The following is a 350-nucleotide window of genomic DNA, read 5'->3' as shown; positions in this document are numbered from 1 at the left end:
GTCCGCCGGCGAAGGCGACTACACCATCGCCGACATCACCAAAGCGGAGCGCGGCACGGAAATTACCCTGCACCTGCGTGAAGGCGAAGATCAGTACAGCCCCCGCAGGAAAGGCCCGGCATCACCCGGCTGCCACTGCCAGCCCGACGCCCAGACGGCCAGCGGCATCAGCAGCAGGATCAGCGCACCCAGCGTGGTGCGTTTTACAATGGCGAACAGCGTGCCGTTTGCCAACAGGGAAGTGCGATTTTCAGGCATGGTACCGTCCTTGTAAAAATGAGCGTTAATTTAACCACGTCGTCATAAGCTTGACACAATAAATCCATTTCACCGCGGCCAAAGTACGCTAG

General features: G+C 58.3%; 1 pseudogene. It reads right to left on the bottom strand.

The features are described 5' to 3' along the window. Positions 1–93 precede the first annotated feature (93 nt). Positions 94–219: pseudogene (locus CYR32_RS21300) on the bottom strand (phosphatidylglycerophosphatase B); the annotation flags it as partial. Positions 220–350 lie beyond the last annotated feature (131 nt).

It is taken from the genome of Chimaeribacter coloradensis (assembly GCF_002858715.1).
Taxonomy (GTDB): Bacteria; Pseudomonadota; Gammaproteobacteria; order Enterobacterales; family Enterobacteriaceae; genus Chimaeribacter; species Chimaeribacter coloradensis.
Note: the sequence above shows the minus strand (reverse complement) of the source record. Positions and strands in the feature narration are given on the sequence as shown.